The 314-nt window shown below is 37.3% G+C and carries 1 rRNA gene; it reads right to left on the bottom strand.

Features of this window, described 5'->3' with window-relative positions:
• A 5S ribosomal RNA gene (gene rrf, locus LQ675_RS14915) occupies positions 1 to 86 on the bottom strand; the annotation flags it as partial.
• Between the last annotated feature and the right edge of the window lie 228 nt (positions 87 to 314).

Consider the following 314-nt stretch of genomic DNA (forward strand, 5'->3'; position numbering starts at 1 on the left):
TAAGCCCAACTACCATCGGCGCTAAAGAGCTTAACTTCTGTGTTCGGCATGGGAACAGGTGTGACCTCTTTGCTATCGTCACCAGACAAATTATTGCTTGAGTCAATCGTTTACATACTTCCTCATCACTGCTGTCTTCCTCATTCATTTACGAAAGTAAACTCATTTGTCATCCATTGTGATTCGTTGTCTATAAGCATTTTCTCTACGCAATACAGATTGAAATGTATTGTACATTCAAAACTAGATAGTAAGCAGATTTTACGGCTAAAACCGATTTAAAATTTGATTAAGTCTTCGATCGATTAGTATTC

This window comes from Mammaliicoccus sp. D-M19 (genome assembly GCF_022386695.1).
GTDB lineage: Bacteria > Bacillota > Bacilli > Staphylococcales > Staphylococcaceae > Mammaliicoccus > Mammaliicoccus sciuri.